Source organism: Paraburkholderia sp. BR10936 (genome assembly GCF_040965735.1).
Taxonomy (GTDB): domain Bacteria; phylum Pseudomonadota; class Gammaproteobacteria; order Burkholderiales; family Burkholderiaceae; genus Paraburkholderia; species Paraburkholderia nodosa_A.
This window is the reverse complement of record NZ_JBFRCM010000015.1, coordinates 99567-119090: the sequence shown is the minus strand read 5'-3', so window position 1 is coordinate 119090 and position 19524 is coordinate 99567. Positions and strand designations below refer to the sequence as shown.

19 protein-coding genes are annotated in these 19524 nt (G+C 63.9%); 13 read left to right on the top strand and 6 right to left on the bottom strand.

All coding sequences use genetic code 11. The annotated features are described in order from the left end of the window. Positions 1–174: 174 nt before the first annotated feature. From AB4Y36_RS28000 to AB4Y36_RS27985, 4 genes are all read left to right on the top strand, one after another. Positions 175–924 (top strand): gluconate 2-dehydrogenase subunit 3 family protein, encoded by a 750-nt coding sequence (locus AB4Y36_RS28000; RefSeq protein WP_368684730.1) that lies wholly within the window; start codon positions 175–177, stop codon positions 922–924. Then, complete coding sequence (locus AB4Y36_RS27995) at positions 925–2700, top strand: GMC family oxidoreductase (RefSeq protein ID WP_368684729.1); 1776 nt, start codon at positions 925–927, stop codon at positions 2698–2700. 74 nt (positions 2701–2774) lie between these two features. Next, positions 2775–4046, top strand: a complete 1272-nt coding sequence (locus AB4Y36_RS27990; RefSeq protein ID WP_368684766.1) for a c-type cytochrome — start codon at positions 2775–2777, stop codon at positions 4044–4046. A 129-nt stretch (positions 4047–4175) separates the two neighbouring features. Beyond that, entirely contained in the window at positions 4176–5369 is a 1194-nt protein-coding gene (locus AB4Y36_RS27985; RefSeq protein ID WP_368684765.1) for a porin, read from the top strand. Positions 5370–5453: 84 nt separating this feature from the next. Here AB4Y36_RS27985 and AB4Y36_RS27980 read toward each other — a convergent pair whose 3' ends face one another. Together AB4Y36_RS27980 and AB4Y36_RS27975 are read right to left on the bottom strand one after the other, a co-directional pair. Continuing rightward, complete coding sequence (locus AB4Y36_RS27980) at positions 5454–5672, bottom strand: hypothetical protein (RefSeq protein ID WP_028207581.1); 219 nt, start codon at positions 5670–5672, stop codon at positions 5454–5456. A gap of 87 nt (positions 5673–5759) precedes the next feature. Beyond that, a complete protein-coding gene (locus AB4Y36_RS27975; protein WP_368603040.1) occupies positions 5760–6566 on the bottom strand; it encodes a helix-turn-helix domain-containing protein in 807 nt (268 codons plus the stop codon). A 116-nt stretch (positions 6567–6682) separates the two neighbouring features. Here AB4Y36_RS27975 and AB4Y36_RS27970 point away from each other — a divergent pair, with 116 nt between their 5' ends. The 5 genes from AB4Y36_RS27970 (at position 6683) to AB4Y36_RS27950 (ending at position 11219) form a co-directional block, all read left to right on the top strand. Further along, positions 6683–7633, top strand: a complete 951-nt coding sequence (locus AB4Y36_RS27970; protein ID WP_069266345.1) for a DMT family transporter — start codon at positions 6683–6685, stop codon at positions 7631–7633. Positions 7634–7764: 131 nt separating this feature from the next. Beyond that, complete coding sequence (locus tag AB4Y36_RS27965) at positions 7765–8352, top strand: flavin reductase family protein (RefSeq protein ID WP_368684728.1); 588 nt, start codon at positions 7765–7767, stop codon at positions 8350–8352. A 121-nt stretch (positions 8353–8473) separates the two neighbouring features. Then, positions 8474–9487, top strand: a complete 1014-nt coding sequence (locus tag AB4Y36_RS27960; protein WP_368618442.1) for an SLAC1 anion channel family protein — start codon at positions 8474–8476, stop codon at positions 9485–9487. A gap of 58 nt (positions 9488–9545) precedes the next feature. After that, positions 9546–10181: a TetR family transcriptional regulator C-terminal domain-containing protein gene (locus AB4Y36_RS27955; RefSeq protein WP_368684727.1), complete on the top strand. Its 636-nt coding sequence runs from the start codon at positions 9546–9548 to the stop codon at positions 10179–10181. 54 nt (positions 10182–10235) lie between these two features. After that, entirely contained in the window at positions 10236–11219 is a 984-nt protein-coding gene (locus AB4Y36_RS27950; RefSeq protein WP_368684726.1) for an MDR family oxidoreductase, read from the top strand. Positions 11220–11263: 44 nt separating this feature from the next. Here the strand turns inward: AB4Y36_RS27950 and AB4Y36_RS27945 are convergent, their stop codons facing one another. Beyond that, the gene (locus tag AB4Y36_RS27945) at positions 11264–12130 is read right to left on the bottom strand and encodes a helix-turn-helix domain-containing protein (RefSeq protein ID WP_368684725.1); all 867 of its coding nucleotides are present in this window, start codon (positions 12128–12130) and stop codon (positions 11264–11266) included. 204 nt (positions 12131–12334) lie between these two features. Here AB4Y36_RS27945 and AB4Y36_RS27940 point away from each other — a divergent pair, with 204 nt between their 5' ends. Further along, positions 12335–13222: an NAD(P)H-binding protein gene (locus tag AB4Y36_RS27940; RefSeq protein WP_368684724.1), complete on the top strand. Its 888-nt coding sequence runs from the start codon at positions 12335–12337 to the stop codon at positions 13220–13222. 71 nt (positions 13223–13293) lie between these two features. On the opposite strand, the gene AB4Y36_RS27935 is transcribed toward AB4Y36_RS27940, so the two are convergent. Continuing rightward, positions 13294–14838 (bottom strand): hypothetical protein, encoded by a 1545-nt coding sequence (locus tag AB4Y36_RS27935; RefSeq protein WP_368684723.1) that lies wholly within the window; start codon positions 14836–14838, stop codon positions 13294–13296. 507 nt (positions 14839–15345) lie between these two features. On the opposite strand from AB4Y36_RS27935, the gene pstS reads away from it, so the two are divergent. Continuing rightward, positions 15346–16383: a phosphate ABC transporter substrate-binding protein PstS gene (gene pstS, locus AB4Y36_RS27930; protein ID WP_069266337.1), complete on the top strand. Its 1038-nt coding sequence runs from the start codon at positions 15346–15348 to the stop codon at positions 16381–16383. Between the two features lie 66 nt (positions 16384–16449). On the opposite strand, the gene AB4Y36_RS27925 is transcribed toward pstS, so the two are convergent. Together AB4Y36_RS27925 and AB4Y36_RS27920 are read right to left on the bottom strand one after the other, a co-directional pair. Further along, positions 16450–16734 (bottom strand): hypothetical protein, encoded by a 285-nt coding sequence (locus tag AB4Y36_RS27925; protein WP_141710756.1) that lies wholly within the window; start codon positions 16732–16734, stop codon positions 16450–16452. Between the two features lie 18 nt (positions 16735–16752). Next, positions 16753–17025: a hypothetical protein gene (locus AB4Y36_RS27920; RefSeq protein ID WP_141710755.1), complete on the bottom strand. Its 273-nt coding sequence runs from the start codon at positions 17023–17025 to the stop codon at positions 16753–16755. Between the two features lie 394 nt (positions 17026–17419). Between AB4Y36_RS27920 and AB4Y36_RS27915 the strand changes: the two genes are divergently transcribed. Both AB4Y36_RS27915 and AB4Y36_RS27910 read left to right on the top strand, forming a co-directional pair. Continuing rightward, positions 17420–18307 (top strand): class I SAM-dependent methyltransferase, encoded by an 888-nt coding sequence (locus tag AB4Y36_RS27915; protein ID WP_141710754.1) that lies wholly within the window; start codon positions 17420–17422, stop codon positions 18305–18307. 35 nt (positions 18308–18342) lie between these two features. Continuing rightward, positions 18343–19512 (top strand): GNAT family N-acetyltransferase, encoded by a 1170-nt coding sequence (locus AB4Y36_RS27910; protein ID WP_368684722.1) that lies wholly within the window; start codon positions 18343–18345, stop codon positions 19510–19512. Positions 19513–19524 lie beyond the last annotated feature (12 nt).

The window sequence follows — 19524 nt, the reverse complement described above, 5'->3', positions numbered from 1 at the left end:
GGTCGGTACCGGCCCCGTAAAGGTATATTGTAGAATTGCGCTCCAATCGTGGAACCGGTTCCATTTAACATCTCCGTTCCGTGGCCGCCGCGGCGGATGTCACGCGCAACAACTCAGGATGGCTACTCGGACACGGTCGAACCACACCGCGCCGAACTCATACAGAATCCCACCATGTCTGAATCTCCTCTCACGACACGCCGCGGCTTCCTGCGCACGGCAGCGGTGCTCGTACCCGCCAGCGCACTGGCGGGCTGCGAGGGCGGCAAGCAGCCGTCGAGCGAAACCGCCGCGGCGGGCAGCGCCGCCTCTGCGCCCAACGCCAGGCCAGAAGCCCATCAGGCCGTCGCCTACAAGCCGCGCTTTTTCGACGCGCGCGAGTGGGCCTTTGTCGAAGCCGCCACCGACCGTCTGATTCCCGCCGATTCCGAAGGGCCCGGCGCGCTGCAAGCCGGCGTGCCCGAATTCATCGACCGGCAGATGGACACGCCCTACGCGCACGGCGCGCTCTGGTACATGCAGGGGCCGTTCCAGCAAGGCGTGCCCGAACTCGGCTACCAGCTGAAGCTCGTGCCGCGCGACATCTACCGCCTCGGCATCAAGGCCGTGAACGCGTACTGCACGAAGGCCTACGGCAAGGACTTCGACGCGCTCGACGCCAGCACGCGCGACAGCGTGCTCAGCGCACTCGAAGCGGGCAAGGTCGAGCTGGACGGCGTGCCGGCCTCCGTGTTCTTCGGGCAGTTGCTGCAGAACACGCGCGAAGGCTACTTCTGCGACCCGATCCACGGCGGCAACCGCAACATGGCTGCGTGGAAGATGATCGGCTTTCCCGGCGCACGCGCCGACTTCATGGATTTCGTGAACCAGAACGGCAAGCCCTACCCGTACGGCCCGGTCTCGATCAACGGGGAGCGTACCTGAATGGCGATCAAAAAACCTCATGTCGATGCCGTCGTGATCGGCTTCGGCTGGACCGGCGCGATCCTCTCGAAGGAACTGACCGAAGCGGGTCTGAAGGTGGTGGCGCTCGAGCGCGGCGAGTATCGCGACACCTACCCGGACGGCGCGTACCCCAACACCATCGACGAGCTCACGTACAACATCCGCAAGAAGCTCTTCCTCGATCTTTCGAAGACCACCGTCTCGATTCGCCACGGCGTGAACGACACGGCCCTGCCCTACCGCCAGCTCGCCGCGTTTCTGCCCGGCGAAGGCGTGGGCGGCGCGGGTCTGCACTGGTCGGGCGTGCATTTCCGCATCACGCCTGAAGAGCTGCGCCTGAAGAGCCATTACGAAGAGCGTTACGGCAAGAAGTTCATCCCCGCAGACATGACGATCCAGGACTACGGCGTCACCTACGACGAACTGGAGCCGCACTTCGACTTCGCGGAAAAGGTGTTCGGCACCTCGGGCCAGGCGTACAAGGTGAAGGGCAACGTGGTCGGCGACGGCAATGTGTTCGAAGCCGCGCGCAGCGACAATTTCCCGTTGCCCGCGCAACTGAATACGTACTCGGCGCAGCGCTTCTTCGATGCGTCGAAGTCGCTCGGCCTGCATCCCTACCGCCTGCCTTCGGCGAACACGTCGGGGCCGTACACGAATCCCTATGGCGTGCAGATGGGCCCGTGCAACTTCTGCGGCTTCTGCAGCGGCTACGCGTGCTACATGTACTCGAAGGCTTCGCCGAATCTCAACATCCTGCCCGCTCTCAAGCAGGAAAAGCACTTCGAACTGCGCTCGAAATGCCACGTGCTGCGCGTCGAACTCGACGACACCAGAAAGCGCGCCACGGGCGTGACGTATATCGATCCGGCGGGCCAGGAAGTGTTCCAGCCCGCGGACCTCGTTATCGTCTCGGCGTTCCAGTATCACAACGTGCACCTGCTGCTGCTCTCGGGCATCGGCAAGCCCTATGACCCGGTGTCGGGCGAAGGCGTGGTGGGCCGCAACTTCGCGTACCAGAACCTCTCGACCATCACGGCGTTCTTCGACAAGGACACGTGGACGAACCCGTTCATCGGTGCGGGCGGCAACGGCGTGGCCGTGGACGACTTCAACGCCGACAACTTCGACCACGGCCCGCCCGGCTTCGTGGGCGGCTCGCCGCTCTGGGTGAACCAGGCGGGCGTGAAGCCGATCAGCGGCATCGCCACGCCGGCGGGTACGCCGAACTGGGGCGCAGGCTGGAAGAAGGCCGTGAAGGACCACTACGCGCACACCATTTCGATGGACGCGCACGGCTCCAACATGTCGTACCGCGACGTGTACCTCGACCTCGATCCGACCTATCGCGATTCATACGGCCAGCCGCTTCTGCGCATGACCTTCGACTGGAAGGACAACGACATCAAGATGGCGCGGTACGTGACGGGCCAGATGCAGAAGATTGCCGAGGCGATGGGCCCGAAGGCCATCAACGTCTACACGCGCGAGTTCGGCGCGCACTTCGACTCGCGCCGCTATCAGACCACTCACCTCGTGGGCGGTGCCGTGATGGGCACCGATCCGAACACCAGCGTCATCAACCGCTATCTGCAGAGCTGGGATGTGCCCAACGTGTTCGTGATGGGTGCCTCCGCGTTCCCGCAGGGGATCGGCTACAACCCGACCGGCCTCGTCGCCGCCCTCGCTTACTGGAGCGCGAAGGCCATTCGCAACCAGTATCTGAAGAATCCCGGTCCCCTGGTGAGCGTGTGAAGAGCCGCATGAAGAAGAACATTTTTTCCATCGGCGCGAAAGTTGCGCGCGCAACTTTCGCGTGTGCGGCGTTCATGGCATTTTCGGCACACGCGGCTGAGCAACCGAATGCCGCTCTCGTCGCACATGGCGAATACCTCGCTCGCGCCGGCGACTGCATTGCCTGCCACACCACACAGGGCGGCAAGCCCTTCGCGGGCGGCCTGAGGTTCGACACGCCGATCGGCGCGATCTACTCGACCAACATCACACCCGACGCGAATACGGGCATCGGCAAGTGGAGCTACGACGACTTCGCCAGGGCCGTGCGCCAGGGCGTGCGGCCGAACGGCGACACGCTTTACCCGGCGATGCCCTACCCGTCGTACGCACGCCTCTCCGACGACGACATGAAGGCGCTCTACGCGTACTTCATGCATGGCGTCGGGCCCGTGCAGGCGCAGAACCGCGCCGTGGACATTCCCTGGCCGCTCTCGATGCGCTGGCCGCTCGGCGCCTGGCGCGTGCTGTTCGCGCCGAAGGTGCAGGCGTTCGACGGCTCGCATTACAACGATGCGATCGTCGCGCGCGGCGCGTATCTCGTGCAGGGCCTCGGCCACTGCGGCGCGTGCCACACGCCGCGCTCACGCACGATGCAGGAGCTTGCGCTCTCCGACCTCGAAGGCGACGACTTCCTCGCGGGCGGCGACCCGATCGACGGCTGGGTCCCCTCCAGCCTGCGCGGCAACCCGCGCACGGGCCTGGGCAACTGGAACGAGGACGACATCGTGCAGTTCCTCAAGTCGGGCCGCAATCTGCATACTGCGGCGTTCGGCGGCATGACCGACGTGGTTCAGCACAGCATGCAGCACATGAACGACGCGGACCTGCTCGCCATCGCGCGCTACCTCAAGACGCTGCCCTCCAGTGACCCGAAGGAAACCGCGTATGCCTACGATCCCGCCGCCGCGCACAAGCTGCAAAACGGCGACGCGAGCGCACGCGGCGCAGCGGTCTATCGCGACAACTGCATGGCCTGCCACCGCAGCGACGGACGCGGCTACACGCGCGTGTTCCCGGCGCTCGGCGGCAACCCGGTCGTGCAGGGCAAGGACCCCACTTCGCTGATTCACGTGCTGCTCGCAGGCAGCGCGCTCGAAGGCACGCAATCCGCGCCCTCGTCGTTCACGATGCCGCCGTTCGGCTGGCGTCTGTCCGACCAGGAAGTGGCCGACGTGTCCACCTTCGTGCGTGCGAGCTGGGGCAACACCGGCGCGCCAGTGAGCGCCGAAGACGTCGGGAGGGTCCGCAAGACCATCACCGTGAGCACGCCGGGGCTGCCGCCTGGCGCAACGCTCAAGCACTAACGCGCCCCGCGCAGCACTTTTCCCTCCCCGCGTTTCACACCTGCGGTCTCGTTCGCGAGACCGCAGGTGTGTGCGCGCATAACCAGAAATCGCTCAACAGGCGATCTTTAGACGTTGATACAACAAATGATGAGAAAACACCTGCTCGCCGCACCAGTCCTGTTCTCGCTCGCCGGCATCGCATCGGCGCAAGGCTCGGTCACGCTGTATGGCATTGCCGACGCCGGCATCACGTATCGCAGCAACGAGCGCACCGGCACCACCGGCGCTTACACGGGCCATTCGAACGTGGGCCTCTCCACCGGCAACCTCTCGGGCAGCCGCTGGGGCATCAAGGGCAAGGAAGACCTGGGCAACGGGCTCGCGGCCATCTTCCTGCTCGAAGACGGCTTCGACATCACGAACGGCACCTCGGGCCAGAGCGGGCGCCTGTTCGGCCGTCAGGCCTTCGTGGGCCTCTCGGACCAGCGTTACGGCTCGCTCACTATGGGCCGCCAGTACACCTCGCTCGACGACTTCGTCGGGCCGGTCGCGCCCGTGAACTACATCGGCGGCTTCGGCGCGCATCCGGGCGACATCGACGACCTCGACCAGACCACGCGCGTCGACAACTCGATCAAGTACACGAGCGCGAACTACGGGGGCTTCACGTTCGGTGCGCTGTACGGTTTCGGCGGCCAGGCGGGCAGCATGAAGCGCAAGAACACCTGGAGCGTGGGCGCGGGCTACGCAAACGGCCCGCTGCGCATGGGCGTGGGTTATGAACACTCGGACAACAGCAAGACCGGCCTCGACGATCCCACCTACGGCAAGTGGCAAGGCACCTACGACGGTACGTTCAACTCGTCGATCAACGAAGGCTATGCGAGCGCGCAATCGCAGCAGGTGGTGGCGGCGGGCGCAACGTGGGACTTCGGTCCCGCCGTGGTCGGCGTGAACTACAGCAACGTGCAATATCGCTCGGGCGCGAATTCGCTGTTTTCGGGCAATGCGATCTTCAATATCGCGGGCATTTTCACGCAGTGGAACGTGCAGCCACGCACGCATCTGTTCGCGGGCTACAGCTATACGCGGGGCAGCGCCGTGGAAGGTGTGGATGAAGACGCGCAGTACCACAACGTTTCGGTGGGCGCGACCTATGATCTCTCGACGCGCTCGACGGTGTATCTGCTCGCGGGATACCAGCATGCAGCGGGCATGACGCTCGACGCCGCCGGCAATCCGGTCGCGGCAACCGCTTCGGTGTCCGACAAGGGCAACGGCCACTCGTCGGCCACGCGGTCGCAAGCCATCGTGAGCGTGGGCTTGCGTCAGAAGTTCTAATACTCCGAAGTTTCGTTGCTTGCGCAACGAAATTGGGTGCTCACGCCATGAGCGCCCGCTTGCCTTTGCCGGCCGCGCCGCCGCTCAGTGCAGCACCTCCGGCCGGTCCAGCAGGCCGTAAAACTCGTCGATCGTCACGGTCGGTGCGAACTGCGAGAGCGTGGCGACGATCACGTCGTCGGTAATCGCCGATCCTGCCGCCGATTCGAGCTGAACCCCGGCCGCGGCGGCCTGGCTCTCGGCCAGCTCGAGGGCGATCGACAGGATGAAGCGTGCGTCGGTTTGGGTGAGTAGGGCTTTCATGCCTGCTCTAACGGCGCGCGCACAGGGAATCTTTAGGGTTTTGTGGGGTTTCGTAAGGCTTCGTAATCGTTACGCGCAGCCCTATGTTCAACGCGTACGGGCCACGAACTGTCCGGGACTCGTGCCCGTCAATCGTCGGAACATTGCGATGAAAGCCGACGACGTGGCGTACCCCAGATCCAGCGCCACGGCCTCGACGCTGCGCCCGGCATGCAGCATTGGCAGCGCGTTGACGAGCCGGATGCGCTGGCGCCATTCCGTCAGCGACATGCCGAGCTCGTTTTGCGCGCGGCGCATGAGCGTGCGCTCGCTCATGTGAAATGCATCGGCAAGCTCTGCAAGCGAGCGATTGTCGGCGGGGTTCTGGCGCAGCACCTGGAGGATCGCGTTGAGATCGGCGTCGTCGGTATGCGGCACGAAGCTGCCCGTGGTCGCGCAGGTCGACAGCTGATCCACGAGCACGCGCAACAAACGCGCGCGCTGCGCTTCGCCCTCCTCCTCCGCTAGCGTCACACGCAGATGCTCGAGGATCGCGCGCACGAGCGGCGACACCATCACCGCGCAGCTCGTTGCCGGCATGCGCGTGCACAGGTCGCGGCTGATGTAGACCGAGCAATGCACGGTCTCCTGCTCGTTGAAGCCCACGTGCTCGGTGCCCGGCGCGATCCACAGCCCGAGATGCGGCGGCGTGATGTAGTGCTCGTCCCCCGCCTTCACCTCGGTCGTGCCGCTGAACGCGTAGACGAACTCGCCCCACGGGTGGCACATCTGCGGATAGGTGGCATGCGAAGGCATGTGCTCCATGCGGAAGAACACGGGCGTGGGCAGCACGTCGGTGAAGGGCGGCAGGCGCAGGTAGCGCGCCGGGCGAGCACGGGCAGGTGTTTTGGGCATGGCGGTCTGGGGCTATCGATTGTCAGTTTTGCGCTATATGCGCGCATCCCGTCGCATCAATACTACGCCCACTGCCAACAAACTTCAGCCGAATCCTTCAAATCAGTGAGCCCGCAATGAGAAAGCAAGTCGACGCAACGGCCGTGGCCATCATGGTGGCGCTCTGCCTCGCATGGGGTCTGCAACAGGTCGCGATCAAGGCGGTGGCCGGGGACATCCCGCCCATGCTGCAGATCGGGCTGCGTTCGGGCGTGGCGGCGGCACTCGTGTGGCTCTTCAACCAGCTCGTTTCGCGCGAGCGCTGGCTGCCGGGCGTGGCGCGCGGCGCGGGGCTCGTCACAGGCGGCTTGTTCGCGCTCGAATTCGTGTTCGTGGCCATGGGCCTGCGCTGGACCAATGCCTCGCACATGGCCGTGTTTCTCTATACCGCGCCGATGTTCGCGGCAATCGGCCTGCATCTGCGCCTGCCCGACGAACGCCTCGCGCGGCTGCAATGGGGCGGCATTGCGATCGCCTTCGCGGGCATCGCCATCACGTTCCTCGGGCCCGCGCTGCTGGGCGCCGACATCCCGGGCTCGCCGTTGTGGCTGCTCGGAGACTTCATGGGTCTTTGCGCGGGTGCGGCGTGGGGGCTCACCACTGTCGTCGTGCGCACGAGCCGCCTGAGCGAGGCGCCCGCCACGCAAACGCTCTTCTATCAACTGGCGGGTGCTTTCGTCGCGCTGGTGCCGTTCTCGTTCCTGACCGGCCAGGCGCATTTTCACGGCACGCCGCTCGCCCTCGCCTCCCTCGCATTCCAGACCTTGCTCGTCTCGTTCGTGAGCTATCTCGTGTGGTTCTGGCTGCTGCGCCGCTATCTGGCCGCTCGCCTCGGCATACTGTCGTTCATGACGCCGCTGTTCGGCGTGGCGTTCGGCGTCGCGCTGCTGCACGAGCGCGTAGAGCCCGCGTTCCTGTTTGGCTCGGCGCTCGTGCTGATCGGCCTGCTGGTGGTGAACGCCCAAAGCTGGGTCCGCCAGGCTTTCGGCCGTCGTGCCGCCAACGCAAACGGCGCTCGGGTTTCCTGATTCGATCAACAAAGTACCCGAATTACGCGGCATCTACGGTCTTTCGGTTGGCGTGACGGCGTCTCGCCGCACGCCTGCGCTTTCTGAGGTAAAGTCGCTCGGGTTCCGACTCACCTCGAATCCGGCACCCGATGCAAACCCTCTCGACTTTTACGCCCGTAGCGCTCGAACACGCGAGCCGCCTCATCAATCACGGCCCCACCGTGCTCGTCACCAGCAGCGACGGCAAGCGCCGCAACGTCATGGCGGCCGCGTGGTCGATGCCCGTAGAATTCACACCGCCGCGCATCGCCATCGTGATCGACAAGCGCACGTTCACGCGCGAACTCATCAACGCGAGCGGCAAGTTCGGCGTGATCATTCCGGGCGCCGCCGCAATCGATCTGACCTACGCCGTGGGCAGCGTCAGCGGCCGCGAGACCGACAAGTTCCAGCGTTTCGATATCGCCGCCATTACGGGCCCGAAGCTCGGCTTGCCCCTGCTCGAAGCAGGCTGCTGCGCGTGGATGGAATGCCGCCTGATTCCCGAACGGCACACCGAAGACGCCTACGATACGTGCTTCGCCGAAGTGATCGCTGCCGCGGCCGAGCCGCGTGTCTTCCGCAATGGCCACTGGGAACTCGACAGCAGCAACGCGGACCTGCACACGATCCACCATCTGGGGGCCGGCAATTTCGTGCGCGCCGGCGACACGATTAAGGCACGCGAACTCGCGTAAGCGCACCAACGCGATCAGGCCGCTATGATTCGCGTGTGGTGTGAAATCGCCACAAATATTTCGCATTGCATATATTTGAAAACATCTATTGGCGTGTTTTCAAGCGGCACAGGAGCCACGCATGAGCGATCTCGATACGCCGGCATCATTTGGCAGCCCCAAGGCGACCGCGCAAGCCGGACGACTCGGTTACCTGCCCGTCGCGCTGTTCGGCTCGGTCATGGGGCTTGCCGGGCTCTCGTCGGCGTGGCGGCTCGCGCACCGCATGTACGGCGTGCCGCTGTGGATCGCGCAGTTGATCGGCGTGCTCGCCGTGCTGGCGTTCCTGATGATCGGCTTCGGGTACGCCGTGAAATGGGTCACCGGCCCCGATGCCGTGAAAGCCGAATTCAATCATCCCATTGCGAGCAATCTCTTCGGGACGCTGTTCATCAGCCTGTTACTGCTGCCCATCCCGCTTGCCGACGTGAGCGTGCCGTTCGCGCGCGCGGTGTGGATCGTCGGCGCCATCGGCATGATCGTGTTTGCGTGGTTCGTGATCATGCGCTGGCTCAGTCAGCGTCAGCATCCGTCCCATGCCACACCCGCGTGGATCGTGCCCGTCGTAGGGCTCATCGACATCCCGCTCGCCACGCCCGCCATCCAGATCACGGGCGTGAACGGCGTCTTGATGCTCGCGCTCGCCGTGGGGCTCTTTTTCGCTGTGCCGCTCTTCACGCTGATTTTTTCGCGCCTCATGTTCGAGGAGCCCATGGCCAACAATCTGCAGCCGACGCTCCTCATTCTGCTCGCGCCGTTCGCCGTGGGCTTTTCGGCCTATGTGACCGTGACGGGCGAAGTGGACCGCTTCGCCGATGCGCTCTACATGCTCACGCTGTTCCTGCTCACTGTGCTCGTCGGCCGGTTGCGCTATCTCGCGATCACCTGCCCCTTCCGGCTCTCGTGGTGGGCCGTGAGCTTTCCGCTCGCGGGCTCGGTGAGTTGCGCCGAGCGTTACGCCGACCATGCTCCGAGCCCCTTCACGCACGGCATCGCGATCTTTCTGCTCGCGACGGTCACGCCGCTGCTGTTCCTGCTGGCCGGCCGCACATTGTGGGGCGTGCTGCGGGGAGAACTGGAAGCGCTGGCCCGCTAGCAGCTCGAACACAACTGCGTGCTTGAATTTTATAGACGATCGGTCTAATATCAGCGACATGGAACCGATCGTCGCCAAACCGCGCCGCGGCAGGCCGCCGAAAGATCCGCGCGCGCACGCCGGCACACGCGACACGCTCATTCGCGCCGGCATGGAAATGCTGACCGAACAGAGCTTCGCGGCCACGGGGCTGGATGCCCTGCTCAAGCGGGTGAACATTCCCAAGGGCTCGTTCTATCACTACTTCGACAGCAAGGAAGCATTCGGGCGCGAGTTGATGAGCGCGTACGATGCGTACTTCTGCGCGAAGCTCGACCGCTGGCTGCAGGACGACACGCGCCCTGCTCTCGAGCGGCTCGGCGCCTTCGTAGACGACGCCAGCAAAGGCATGGCCCGCCACCGCTATACACGCGGCTGCCTCGTGGGCAATCTCGGCGTCGAGGTGGACATCCTGCCCGACGACTTCCGCGACACGCTCGAACGCATTCTGCAGGGCTGGCAAGCGCGCATCGTGGCGTGCCTGCACGAGGCCCAGCGCGAAGGCGTACTCGCAAAGCGAATCGACCTTGCGTCACTCGCCGCATTCTTCTGGATAGGCTGGGAAGGCGCCGTGCTGCGCGCCAGGCTCGTGCGCAGCGCGGCTCCACTCGAGACATTTTTTAGGGGTTTCATCGCGGGGTTGCCTCGCGCGTGAGCGCGTGAGCCGCGGCAACGCCAACCGTTCACCGTTTCAGGAGCAAGATGCATCATGTTCAAGGCCATCTTCATTGATAAGGAATCCGGATCGTATGAAGCGCGCGTTGCCGAACTCGACGAAGCGCGCCTGCCGGAAGGCGACGTGCTCGTCGATGTCGGCTATAGCACGCTGAACTACAAGGACGGCCTCGCAATCACGGGCAAAGGCCCGGTCGTTCGCAGCTTCCCCATGGTTCCGGGTATCGATTTCGCGGGGACGGTCGCGCAAAGCGCGAACCCTGCCTACGCGGTGGGCGCCGCGGTCGTGCTCAACGGCTGGGGCGTTGGCGAACAACATTGGGGCGGGCTCGCGCAGAAGGCGCGCGTCAAGGGCGACTGGCTCATTCCGCTGCCGGCGGGCTTCACGCCGCGGCAAACGATGGCAGTCGGCACGGCCGGATACACGGCCATGCTCTGCATTCTCGCGCTGGAACGGTACGGTATCACGCCCGCGCACGGCGACGTGCTCGTCACGGGCGCGAGCGGTGGCGTGGGCAGTTTTGCCATCGCGCTGCTCACGCGCCGAGGCTATCGCGTGGTGGCGTCGACCGGCAGGCTGCAAGAGGCGGAGTATCTGAAGCAACTTGGCGCCGTCGAAGTCATCGACCGCGCCTCGCTATCGGAGCCGGGCCGCCCGCTGCAAAAAGAGCGCTGGGCCGCCGCGATCGATTCGGTTGGCGGCCACACGTTGGCAAATGTCTGCGCAAGCCTGTGCGCCGATGGAGCGGTGGCTGCCTGTGGCCTGGCACAAGGCATGGATCTTCCCGCGACGGTCGCGCCATTCATTCTGCGCGGCGTGAGCCTCCTCGGCATCAATAGCGTCACGCGTCCGTTTGCGCAGCGGCAGCAAGCCTGGCACGCGTTGGGAGAGACGCTCGATCTGAAGCAGCTTGACATGATTACGCGAGAAATCGGCCTGGCCGAGGCCATTGCCGCCGCAAGCGATCTGCTCGCCGGACATGTGCGCGGGCGGCTCGTGGTGGACGTCAACCGGTAACGTGCACAGCCGCGGCGATTCGACGATTCACGATGTCGCCGCGTTCACGAACGATTCGCGAACGCGCGCGGCGTGACGCCGAGAAGCCGCGTCATCCAGTGCGCCATATGGCTCTGATGCGCGAAGCCCGCTTCGAGCGCCACCTGGCTCAGGCTGAGTTTGCCTTCGATGAGCAGCGCCCTCGCGCGTTCGACGCGCCGCCGCACGACGTATTGATGCACCGGCATCCCCAGCGTTTCGCGAAACAGGACCTTGAAATGTGGCACGCTCAGGTCGACGAGTGCCGCGAGTTCGCCGAGCGTGAGGCGTCGATCGAGATGGCTCTCGATGTAATCGGTCACGCGCGCCGCTTTGTGTGTCGCAAGCATGGTTGCGCCCCGGCCTTCTGATGCGCCCGTGCCGCCGAGCAGCCGCACGACCATTGCCGTGGAAATGCTCTCGGCAAATAGCGGATCGCAAGCCGTTCCCGCATCGATCTCGGCCAGCAGCGCGCCAGCCAGCGAATTGATGCGCGGGTCGCGCAACTGCAGATGCGGCCGGATCTCGCACTTACCCCACGGGTTCTCCATCTGCTCCGCAATCGATCGCACGAAGCGGTCGTCGAACCACACGCGCAGAATCATGCAGTCCGCATCATCGGTCCATTCGCCTTCGACCCCGGCAGGCACCACATCCGCGTCGCCGTGCGCCTGGAGCCGCGATTGACGGCGGCCGTCGCAGGCGCATCGCGCACGCACCGGCATGCCGACATGAATGCCTAGGCGGTGGTACGCCATGGCGGGAAAGCGATGCTGCCCCGCACTCACACGCAGCAGTTCGGCGCCACCGCCCTGCCAGCCCAATCCGGCGCTCGAACGCAGGCTGACGCTTGTTCCAGCGTGCCGGTGCGGATCTGCAGTCAGTGCGCTCATGGCAATCCTTTTCGACGCTCAAGCCGTGCGGGAATTCGTGCGATGTTTGCGGCCAGTTTACTGGATTCGGGCCACGCTCGCGCACCGCGCCATGGTGGACGTATTCAATCATCCGTTTCTGTCCAAGGCCATCCGTTCCTGCGCGCCATACGGCGTTCGTCTGCCTACGATGATGCAGACCACGCACACCAGGAGAAAGCGATCATGTTCGTGATTTTTGGAGCAGCGGGAAAAGCCGGGCGCGTCACCGCCGCCGCGTTGCGCCGTGCGGGCAAGCCCGTGCGCGCCGTGGTGCGCCACGCTCGTCAGGGCGAGAGTCTCGCGGCGCTGGGCTGCGAAATCGCACTCGCCGACCTGACAGACGCGCACTCGGTCGCGGCCGCGATCAAGGGCGCACACGCCGTCCAGCTGCTATGTCCCGTTCCATCCGGTGATACGGATCCCGAAGCGACCATGCGCACGACGATCGACGTCGCCACCGATGCCCTGCGCGAAAACCCGCCCGCCACGCTGCTCGCCATTTCCGACTATGGCGCGGAGCTGCCGTTGAATACCGGCATCACGCGGCTCTATCACTACCTGGAAAAGCAGCTGAAACCCATTGCCACGCAATTGGTGTTGCTGCGCTCGGCGGAACATATGCAGAACTGGGCGGCGTTCTTGCCCGGCGCGCTCGCAACCGGTGCGCTGCCGAGCCTCCATCTGCCTTTGGAGCGCCGCTTTCCCACGGTTGCCGCACAGGACGTTGGCGGGGCGAGCGCCGAACTGCTGCTCGAATCGCATCAGTCCGGCACGCCGAGAATCGTGAGCGTTGAAGGACCGCAGAGGGTCAGCGTGAACGACATCGCGACGGCATTGAGCATTGCGAGCGGCCGCACGATCACGCCTCATGCGCTGCCGCGCGAATCGTGGGCACCGATGCTTCTCAAAGCCGGACTCAGCGAGAAGCACGGCCGGCTCATCACCGATCTGTACGACGTTTACAACACCGGCCGCATCGACGTGGAAGCGAGCCGCAGCGAGCGGCGCTTCGGCATGACTGCGTTAAGCGACGTGTTCGGGCCGCTCGTTGCGAAATTCAAGAGCCAATAGCGTGCACGCCGCAGTGACAAAAAAGCCGGGCGCTACGCACGCCCGGCCTTTAGTGCATGACTGCGCGGCGATCAGAACCACTTGCCGAACTGGCCGCCCGGCGCAAGCGACACCCCGCGCAGCACTTCACCGAAGCCCGCGTTGCGCAGCGTCACGAAACGCTCGTTCGCCGCACCCGAAGCCGTGGTGTTGCGCAGCACGTCGCGCACGGCGACGAGGCGATTCGGGTCCGCGCCCTGGTCGCCGTTGCCGCTCACCGTCGAGGTGATCGCCCAGATCGTGACCGTGCCGTCCTGCTCGACGTGGCCCGTGATGTTACGCAAGCCGTCGGTGGCGGGCGACCACGGCAGGCTGGTCGCGCTGTTCGTGCCCACCGGATAACCGGCCACGGTGTACGACGTCCCCAGATTCAGACCGTTCTGGATCGTGTAGGCGAGCTTCCACGACTTCGTTCCGGCGTCGTACACCCACTTCTGCAGGCCTGCACCGGTCTGCTGCGCGGCGTGCGTGTAGAGGTCCGTGCCGCCCGAATAGCCATCGCCCTCGTCGGCCACATAGAGCGTATTGGCGTTGGCGAACCACAGGCCGAACGGATACGAGAGCGTCGTCGCCGTCTTGTTCGGCGTAGCCGGGAAACCCGCGAGCACGCATACGTTGCTCGGCAAGCCGCTGGTCGTCAACGTGGAGGCGTCGTACGCGAGCGGGTTGGACGGCAGTTTCGCGCCCGCCACCGGCACGCCTACGCCGCCCGAAGGGCACGCCTTGCCCGTGGTGTCGACGAAGTACACTGTGTTCACGCCGTTGCCGCCGCTGCCCTTCGTGAAGTACACCACGTTGTTGAAGACGGTGAGCCCGCGGAAGTTGTCGTCCTTGCCGACCTTGTCGGCCTTCGCACCGAGTTGCGTGACCGAAAAGCTCGCGAGCGGCGTGGGCGTGCCCGGCGTTTGCTGCGCCTCATGCTGATGCGTCGCCTCGATGAATTGCGCACCTGCACCGAGAATCACACCTGCCGGCTGCGGATTCGAACCGTTGCCTGCGTTGCCCACCGTGAAGTAAACGCCATTGCCTTCGCCGTTGTCGTTGCCGTTGTTGAGCAATGCGGCGCGGCCGTTATTGCCGCTGTATGCATTCGTCTCCGTAAAAGAGAAGTGCCCTTCGGCATCGAGCCGCGCGACGGCGCGATAGAACGCCTGACCATCCGGATTCGTCGGATCGATCGCGCCCGGCGTATTCGAGTTCGATACGTCGATCGTATTGACCGGCGCAACGTAGCCCATGAAAGTCAGGTAACGGCCGTCGCGCGAGAGGTTGAGCCCGAGTTCGGACTTGGAGCTGAAGCTCGTTACGAGCTGGTCGTGGCCATGGCCCGGATGCAGACTGTTGGGCACTTCCAGCGTGTGGACGACCTGGCCGCCCGGCGTAATGGTATCGAGGAAAATGCGCGCCGTGATGCCGAAGCTCGGATCGTAGAGCGCGTTGTTCCAGACGGCCGGATACGTGCCGTCAGTGGGCGCGCCGCCCGTGGGGCAGCTCGCCTGCGCGCTATTGCAATTGGGCGGCAGCGTCATGCCCGGGGTGACGTTGCTCGACACATTGTCGTAGACACTGCGGCTCACGACGAGCAGGCCCGAACCGCCGAAAAATGCGTCGGTATCTTGCGCGGAAGCGGATGCGCCTGCACTGGCGCAAACCAGGGCAGCGGCAATAGCAAGTCGGGAAGGACGTGCGGCAAAACAAGGGCCGCGAACTACTGGGCGAAGGGTATTGATGGCCATCTGTAGCGTCTCCGAAAGGAATTACAAGCGTTTTGTCAGGACGAACGCGGGGTCAATCCTGCTTACCGTAGCGAAATTTTGTGAAAGATTCGTTGCAGGCAATGCGGCTTCGTTCACGCGATTTCCTCTGCGGAAATCGAACGGCTCAGCCTGTTTTCCGATGCGGACTAATTTCGTTTGTTATCCTCATCATCTGTTCGTGCGCACGCACGTAACGCTTCGTCATAAAACCGCCGCACGATAGCAGGATTCAATTTGAATCCTGCTTGTCACCATCCTGTAATTGACAGTACGCGGACCAGACAGACTCCGCGACTTCCCAGAAAACATGAATAACGGGAGAGGCTCGTGAGACCATTGCGCCCCCTGATTGCCGCGCTCGTTTGCGGCATTTGCACGTTGTCGGCCAGCGCCGAAGACGTGACCGGATGCGGCAGCACGCTCGCCGCCCCCCTCTACTCCCACTGGGCCACCGCCTACCAGAAATCCGGCGGCGGTAAGGTGATCTACCGCAGCACAGGCTCCACGGACGGCATCAAGGAGATCGTCGCGCACACGGTCGATTTCGCCGGCTCCGACGCCCCGCTCACGAGCGAGCAATTGAGCAAGGACGGATTGCGGCAGTTTCCTACCGCGATCGGCGGCGTGGTGCCGGTGGTGAATCTCCCGGGCATCAAGGCCGGGCAGTTGATGCTGAACGGCGAGGTGTTGGGCCAGATCTTTCTCGGCAAGATCCTGTTCTGGGACGACCCGGCCATCGTGCGGCTCAATCCGAAGATCAAGATGCCCAACACGCCGATCGCAGTCGTGCGGCGTCTCGATGGTTCGGGCACGACGCTGATCTGGACGCACTATCTCTCGCAGGTGAGCCCCGAATGGAAACGCAAGGTCGGCGAAGGCACCGACGTTCACTGGCCCCTGGGGATAGGCGGTAAGGGTAATGAGGGCGTCGCCACGTTCGTGGGCTACCTGCCCGGCGCGATTGGCTATGTCGCCTGGGACTTCACGAAGCAGAATCGTCTGACCTACACGGCGATGACCAACGCGGCGGGCGTGGTCGTGGAGCCGGGCATCGACACATTCAGCGCAGCGGCCGCGAATGCGGACTGGTCAAGCTCGCTCTTTCAGGTGCTGACCAATCAGCCGGGCAAGGACGCATGGCCCGTGATGGGCGCGACCTACGTGCTGTTGCAGGCGACACCGGATCACTCTGCGCGCAACGCTGAAACGCTGAAGTTCTTCGACTGGGCGCTCACGCACGGCGAGCCGACGATCCAGGCACTGGACTATATTCCGCTGCCGGCCGTAGTCGTGACGAAAATCCGCGCGCAATGGCACGACGGCAAGAGCGACGACGTCGCACCGAAGGACGCTAGCGCGCAGTAGCGTCAACAAGCGCGTTGCCTGGGTAGATGAAAAACGTGGGCGAAGTTCTGTGACGGCGTGCGCGAATCAACGCTTGCCTGCTTTGCGCCTGCGGGAATCGGATTTACGGCAGAGGTCCGTCAACACCCAGCGCGCGATGATCTCGGGGCGATTCGTCCCGTACTGCGCGAACTTGATTTCGCTTTCGAAGTAGACGATGACGCTTCCGGCCATGACGCGGTAAGTACCCGCGTAGTTCACGCCATCCAGTTCAACGCTCAAAGGATGGGTGGTTTCGTATTCTGCAAGAGCCAAGGTAAACGCGGAAATGTCTAAATTATGACAATATCGTTTCGCGGCACCATTGGTCAATTAAATATGCGTTTTGTTTCATATTGACGATTGCCTTCCCGATTTCCGCACATTACGGGAACCTGTCGCGCCTTTTAACGGGGCACGCATTAACGCCGCCTGACTCAGCCTGCCATAGGGGCTTGCCGCGAACCACCGCTCGCCGACGGAAGCGCTCCAGGCATTCACCCAGCGCGTCGCCATCAATTTATCGGGTTCTGCTTCGGCGTTCATCAGCCGCTTCATTGCCAGGCCAAGGCGGTGCATTGCATACCGCTTACGGCGCGCTTCAGCATCTACTCGCGCGTTCATCGTCTCGCCTCTTCCGATTGAGTATTGCGTAGACAAAACCTGGAGACCCGCCTGCACCGATACCTTGCGAAGCCGGAGCATGACTCCCGCCGAACCAGGCGAGAACACTCATTAAGGCACGGAAATAATGGCGGAAACATCAGGGAGAGTATGGACGCAGTCGCCATGAAAGCGCTTTCGCCGGACAACGGGAAAAAGGGCACGCCACCCATGACGATCTGGCTCTCTGCTCACCACTCACCAGATTACGCCGACCATATGACACTCGTTAGTAAGCCACGAATTCGAGCCTTTTGTCGAAATACAACCGGTGAATGGCGGCGACCTGGCGACGCGCTGCGAGATGATGGTGGATCGGCAACCCCTTTCCAGAAGGTTCACAACGTATCGATCCATGCGAACAACGACACACGGCGGCCCCCGATTCGCGCTCGGACGCGCACTGAAGCAACCGTTGCTGAATGTCGTGGCCCGGTTGCCCGACAGCGTGCAGCGCGCGATGTTCATTCCGCCGATACGGCGCATCTGCATTCGCGTCCCGGTATTGCGCGCAGTATATTCCGGCTGTCTGCGGCGCCACCCCATCGATCTCCTGTACGGCACGAACACGAGCGGACTGGTCGATTCCAACGCGCTGCAGCGCGACTGCGATCTTGCCGCCCAACTCAGGCCTTACATGGGCTCGCAGCCGACCATCATCCGCCGCGCGCTCGACACCCTGGGCGATATCACCGGTTATACGTTCATGGACATCGGTTGCGGTAAAGGCCGGCCGATGATCGTCGCCTCCGAGTATCCGTTTGCTTTGGCGCTGGGCTACGACATCAGCGCGGACCTCGTGCGAACGGCGAACGCGAACGCGACCGTCGTGGCGCGGCGCTTCCCACAACGGCCGCCCATTCGCGCGCTGCACGCCAATGTCGCCGATCTGCAGGTGCCGTCGGGCAACGTGGTCGTCTTTCTGTTCAATCCATTCGGGCCCGAGCTGATGGCGTCGTTGCTCGAGAAACTCGAAGCGGGCCTTGCGAGCGGCACCATCGAGCATCTTTTCATCGTCTACGATAACCCCGTGTGCGGCGAAGTCTTCGACGGCTCCCGCCAGTTGAAGCGCTGGTTCGCCGGCGTATTTCCGTACGATCGCGACGAAGTCGGCTTCGGACCTGAGGACCACGAGAACGTCGTCGTCTGGCAAAGCGTGCGCGGCGCACGCCCTGACACATTCGCCGACCGCAATCGCCGCATTACGACTAAAGACCGCCTCAGCACGTCCATTGAAGGCTGAATCACAAGCACCACGAATTCATTCAGGAGACGCAAGTGCCGACCTCCGTCGTGGCGATATACGAGTCGTCGCCGGCTGCTTCCTTCCGGTACGCGTTGCGCACGTGCGAGACCGTCGATGCGTTTCGTGCATTCGAGCCCCAATGGCGTGCGCTTATATCCGGAACCGAGGCGCACTCGCCATTCATCAGCTTTGCCTACTGCGAGACAGCCGTCGCGGCGGCACTGAAGAGCGGCGCAAAGGTCGAAGTCGCGACGGTGCACGACGCGCGTGACCTTCTGGCGCTATGGCCCGTTGTCATTACGCGCGAAGGCGCGTGGCGAACGGCCCGGGCGCTGGGCTGCGGATGCGGCGAGGAATACGGCGGCCCGCTGATCGCCGACACCCGGCGCGCGGAACTTTACGATGCGGCAGTCCGGGCCGTTTTGCGGATTCACGCCGACGTGCTCCACATTCCGATGCTCGAAAACGGCAGCGCGCTGCAACATGCGCTCGACGCCGCGCCGCAGTCCTGGGTGCAGCGTGCGCTGCCGCAGCGCTGGCGCGTGATGCCCGGCTATTCGATCAACCTGCGCGCCGCGCCCACATGGAACGATTTCCTCGCCACGCGGCACTCGACGCTGCGCGCCGCGCTGCGTTCGAGTACGAAGCGGCTACGGCGCGAAGGCGAGGTCAGTTTTGGATGGTGCAGCAACGCCGAGGACACCGAGCGCGTATTGAGGTGGCTATTCGCCAACAAGCGCCAATGGGCGCTCAAGCGTGGAATTGAGTCGCCCTATTTGATGGACGACCGCGTACGCGATTTCTTCATCGAGCTTGCCAGGCGAACCGATCTGACCACCCAGCCGCTCGTCGCCTACGTGCAGGTCGATGGGCAGCCGGTGGCGGCATCCGTCAATCTCGTTGGCGCGCGCAGCGTCGAGTATTTGATCACCACTTATGACGAGGCGTTCAGCGTGTTTTCGGTGGGAAACCTGCTGATCGAATCCATCGCGCAATGGGCCCAGGCCCATGGCCGCGATTTCGACTTTCGGCCGCTGCACGGGGACTACAAGGTGCGCTGGGCGGATCGCGAAACAAAGCACGAATCGCGCATCGTCGTGCTCAACGCACGCGGGCGGCTCATCGAGCTGGCGTTGTCGTGGGCCCAGGCGAGGCGCGTCTATCGAAAACTCACGACCCTTGTGATGGCGCGCCTGAGATGAGTAGCGTGCAAT

Coding starts and splice junctions, on each gene's coding strand:
- AB4Y36_RS27960 (WP_368618442.1), top strand. CDS start 8,474: ATGAGCGATCTCGATACGCCGGCATCATTTGGCAGCCCCAAGGCGACC.
- AB4Y36_RS28000 (WP_368684730.1), top strand. CDS start 175: ATGTCTGAATCTCCTCTCACGACACGCCGCGGCTTCCTGCGCACGGCA.
- AB4Y36_RS27915 (WP_141710754.1), top strand. CDS start 17,420: ATGCGAACAACGACACACGGCGGCCCCCGATTCGCGCTCGGACGCGCA.
- AB4Y36_RS27980 (WP_028207581.1), bottom strand. CDS start 5,672: ATGAAAGCCCTACTCACCCAAACCGACGCACGCTTCATCCTGTCGATC.
- AB4Y36_RS27955 (WP_368684727.1), top strand. CDS start 9,546: ATGGAACCGATCGTCGCCAAACCGCGCCGCGGCAGGCCGCCGAAAGAT.
- AB4Y36_RS27965 (WP_368684728.1), top strand. CDS start 7,765: ATGCAAACCCTCTCGACTTTTACGCCCGTAGCGCTCGAACACGCGAGC.
- AB4Y36_RS27945 (WP_368684725.1), bottom strand. CDS start 12,130: ATGAGCGCACTGACTGCAGATCCGCACCGGCACGCTGGAACAAGCGTC.
- AB4Y36_RS27995 (WP_368684729.1), top strand. CDS start 925: ATGGCGATCAAAAAACCTCATGTCGATGCCGTCGTGATCGGCTTCGGC.
- AB4Y36_RS27950 (WP_368684726.1), top strand. CDS start 10,236: ATGTTCAAGGCCATCTTCATTGATAAGGAATCCGGATCGTATGAAGCG.
- AB4Y36_RS27985 (WP_368684765.1), top strand. CDS start 4,176: ATGAGAAAACACCTGCTCGCCGCACCAGTCCTGTTCTCGCTCGCCGGC.
- AB4Y36_RS27940 (WP_368684724.1), top strand. CDS start 12,335: ATGTTCGTGATTTTTGGAGCAGCGGGAAAAGCCGGGCGCGTCACCGCC.
- AB4Y36_RS27975 (WP_368603040.1), bottom strand. CDS start 6,566: ATGCCCAAAACACCTGCCCGTGCTCGCCCGGCGCGCTACCTGCGCCTG.
- AB4Y36_RS27990 (WP_368684766.1), top strand. CDS start 2,775: ATGGCATTTTCGGCACACGCGGCTGAGCAACCGAATGCCGCTCTCGTC.
- AB4Y36_RS27970 (WP_069266345.1), top strand. CDS start 6,683: ATGAGAAAGCAAGTCGACGCAACGGCCGTGGCCATCATGGTGGCGCTC.
- AB4Y36_RS27920 (WP_141710755.1), bottom strand. CDS start 17,025: ATGAACGCGCGAGTAGATGCTGAAGCGCGCCGTAAGCGGTATGCAATG.